Genomic DNA, 3,876 nt, shown 5'->3' on the forward strand with positions numbered 1-3,876 from the left:
TTTTCGGTTGGGGATGGGCTCGCGGCCTATCAGTTTGTTGGTGAGGTAATGGCTCACCAAGACGACGACGGGTAGCCGGCCTGAGAGGGCGACCGGCCACACTGGGACTGAGACACGGCCCAGACTCCTACGGGAGGCAGCAGTGGGGAATATTGCACAATGGGGGAAACCCTGATGCAGCGACGCAGCGTGCGGGATGACGGCCTTCGGGTTGTAAACCGCTTTCAGCAGGGAAGAAGCCTTTATCGGTGACGGTACCTGCAGAAGAAGTACCGGCTAACTACGTGCCAGCAGCCGCGGTAATACGTAGGGTACAAGCGTTGTCCGGAATTATTGGGCGTAAAGAGCTCGTAGGTGGTTGGTCACGTCTGCTGTGGAAACGCAACGCTTAACGTTGCGCGTGCAGTGGGTACGGGCTGACTAGAGTGCAGTAGGGGAGTCTGGAATTCCTGGTGTAGCGGTGAAATGCGCAGATATCAGGAGGAACACCGGTGGCGAAGGCGGGACTCTGGGCTGTAACTGACACTGAGGAGCGAAAGCATGGGGAGCGAACAGGATTAGATACCCTGGTAGTCCATGCCGTAAACGTTGGGCACTAGGTGTGGGGGACATTCCACGTTCTCCGCGCCGTAGCTAACGCATTAAGTGCCCCGCCTGGGGAGTACGGTCGCAAGGCTAAAACTCAAAGGAATTGACGGGGGCCCGCACAAGCGGCGGAGCATGCGGATTAATTCGATGCAACGCGAAGAACCTTACCAAGGCTTGACATACACCAGACCGTCCTGGAAACAGGTCCTCCTCTTTGAGGTTGGTGTACAGGTGGTGCATGGTTGTCGTCAGCTCGTGTCGTGAGATGTTGGGTTAAGTCCCGCAACGAGCGCAACCCTCGTTCTATGTTGCCAGCACGTGATGGTGGGAACTCATAGGAGACTGCCGGGGTCAACTCGGAGGAAGGTGGGGATGACGTCAAATCATCATGCCCTTTATGTCTTGGGCTTCACGCATGCTACAATGGCTGGTACAGAGAGATGCGAGACCGCGAGGTTTTAGCGAATCCCTTAAAGCCAGTCTCAGTTCGGATCGTAGTCTGCAATTCGACTACGTGAAGTCGGAGTCGCTAGTAATCGCAGATCAGCAACGCTGCGGTGAATACGTTCCCGGGCCTTGTACACACCGCCCGTCAAGTCACGAAAGTCGGTAACACCCGAAGCCGGTGGCCCAACCCCTTGTGGGAGGGGGCCGTCTAAGGTGGGACTGGCAATTGGGACTAAGTCGTAACAAGGTAGCCGTACCGGAAGGTGCGGCTGGATCACCTCCTTTCTAAGGAGCACACATCAGAACCCCAACGCAGCATCCATTCGTGATACTGGTTGGGCAGCTCAAGGGTGGAACATCCCTATCTGGCTCGTCCATACAGCGGTCTTCGGGGTATGTGCCTCGTGTGAGCGTGTTGGTGGGTGGATATGAATGAATACGTTATTGGGTCCTGGAATCACAGGCCCCACACAAACACAGTCCTTGTGGCTGTGAGCGTGTGGTGTGGTGGTTTCAATCTAACGGACCGACCCAGGTCATACGTACATCGCGTGGCGGTGTGGGTGTGGGTGGTGTTTGGTAGTGGTTTGAGAATCGTATAGTGGACGCGAGCATCAACAACACACCAATGGTGTGTTGTTATGTAATGTGATTTTTCTTGTGAAATCCGAAAGTGTTTTTTTCGCGCACACAAGTATCGACTGACGAATTGGTTGGTATGAGTGTGTAAGAGCGCATGGTGGATGCCTTGGCATCAGGAGCCGATGAAGGACGTGGAAATCTGCGATAAGCCTCGGGGAGCCGATAAACGGGCTGTGATCCGAGGATGTCCGAATGGGGAAACCCCGCCACATGAGAGTGTGGTGACCCGCATCTGAATATATAGGGTGTGTGGAGGGAACGCGGGGAAGTGAAACATCTCAGTACCCGTAGGAAGAGAAAATAAAATATGATTCCGGGAGTAGTGGCGAGCGAAACTGGATGAGCCTAAACCGTGTCAGTGTCAAGCGTGCTGGTATTGCTGACATGGTGTTGTGGGGTATGCGTGTCTCACCCAGCATGGTGGGGACGTTGATGTGTGTTGCGTGTAGTCGAAGCTGGTGGGAAACAGTACCGGAGTGGGTGAGAGTCCCGTAGACGAAACATGTGACCCCGACGTTATGCATGTCCCCGAGTAGCACGGTACTCGTGGAATGTCGTGTGAATCTGCCAGGACCACCTGGTAAGGCTAAATACTTCCTGATGACCGATAGCGGATAGTACCGTGAGGGAATGGTGAAAAGTACCCCGGGAGGGGAGTGAAATAGTACCTGAAACCATGTGCTTACAATCCGTCAGAGCCTCCTTGTTGGGGTGATGGCGTGCCTTTTGAAGAATGAGCCTGCGAGTTAGCGGTGCGTGGCGAGGTTAACCCGAGAGGGGTAGTCGTAGCGAAAGCGAGTCCGAATAGGGCGTCCCAGTCGCGTGTCCTAGACCCGAAGCGGAGTGATCTAGCCATGGGCAGGGTGAAGCGTGTGTAAGAGCGCGTGGAGGCCCGCACCCACTTCAGTTGAAAATGGAGGGGATGACCTGTGGTTAGGGGTGAAAGGCCAATCAAACTCTGTGATAGCTGGTTCTCCCCGAAATGCATTTAGGTGCAGCGTTGCGTGGTTCTTGCCGGAGGTAGAGCTACTGGATGGCTGATGGGCCCCACCGGGTTACTGACGTCAACTAAACTCCGAATGCCGGTAAGGTTCAGCGTGGCAGTGAGACAGTGGGGGATAAGCTTCATTGTCGAGAGGGAAACAGCCCAGACCATCAACTAAGGCCCCTAAGCGTGTGCTAAGTGGGAAAGGATGTTCAGTTGCGAAGACAACCAGGAGGTTGGCTTAGAAGCAGCCATCCTTGAAAGAGTGCGTAATAGCTCACTGGTCAAGTGATTGAGCGCCGATAATGTAGCGGGGCTAAGTACACCGCCGAAGTTGTGGCAGCATCCCAGACGCCGTAATGGTGGGGTGTTGGGTAGGGGAGCGTCGTGCTGGCAGTGAAGTCGCCGTGTGAACGAGTGGTGGAGCCGGTACGAGTGAGAATGCAGGCATGAGTAGCGAAAGACGGGTGAGAAACCCGTCCACCGGATGACCAAGGGTTCCAGGGCTAGGCTAATCCGCCCTGGGTAAGTCGGGACCTAAGGCGAGGCCGACAGGCGTAGTCGATGGACAACCAGTTGATATTCTGGTACCGACGTTCAACCGTCAATACCAAAACACACGATACTAACCACGTCACTCACCCGTGATGTCTTCGGATGTCTGGTTGGTGTGTGGTGTGGGACCTGAGTGTGGAGTCGGTAAGCGCGAGGTGTGACGCAGGAAGGTAGCCAGGCCACGCGATGGTAGTCGTGGTCTAAGGTCGTAGCACGTGGGGGTAGGTAAATCCGTCCCCACTCATAGTGTGAGAGCTGATGGGCGCCCCACTTGTGGTGGGGTGATCTGGTGATCCTATGCTGCCGAGAAAAGCATCGGCGTGAGGTTGTGTGTTGCCCGTACCCTATAACCGACACAGGTGGTCAGGTAGAGAATACTAAGGTGATCGAGAGAATCGTGGTTAAGGAACTCGGCAAAATGCCCCCGTAACTTCGGGAGAAGGGGGACCATCCTGGTGAAGCCAACTTGCTTGGTGATGTGCTGGTGGTGGTCGCAGAGGCCAGAGAGAAGCGACTGTTTATTAAAAACACAGGTCCGTGCGAAGATGTAAGTCGATGTATACGGACTGACGCCTGCCCGGTGCTGGAAGGTTAAGAGGACTCGTTAACCCTTTAGGGGGTGAAGCGGAGAATTTAAGCCCCAGTAAACGGCGGTGGTA

General features: G+C 55.0%; 2 rRNA genes (1 of these 2 only partly in view). Both read left to right on the forward strand.

Annotated elements, in window-relative coordinates:
* A 16S ribosomal RNA gene (locus FO013_RS22060) occupies positions 1 to 1,320 on the forward strand; the annotation flags it as partial.
* Positions 1,321 to 1,751: 431 nt separating this feature from the next.
* Positions 1,752 to 3,876 (forward strand): 23S ribosomal RNA (locus FO013_RS22065) (its annotated part continues 799 nt past the right edge of the window); the annotation flags it as partial.

This window comes from Brevibacterium aurantiacum (assembly GCF_007558825.1).
In the GTDB taxonomy this organism is placed as follows: domain Bacteria; phylum Actinomycetota; class Actinomycetes; order Actinomycetales; family Brevibacteriaceae; genus Brevibacterium; species Brevibacterium aurantiacum_A.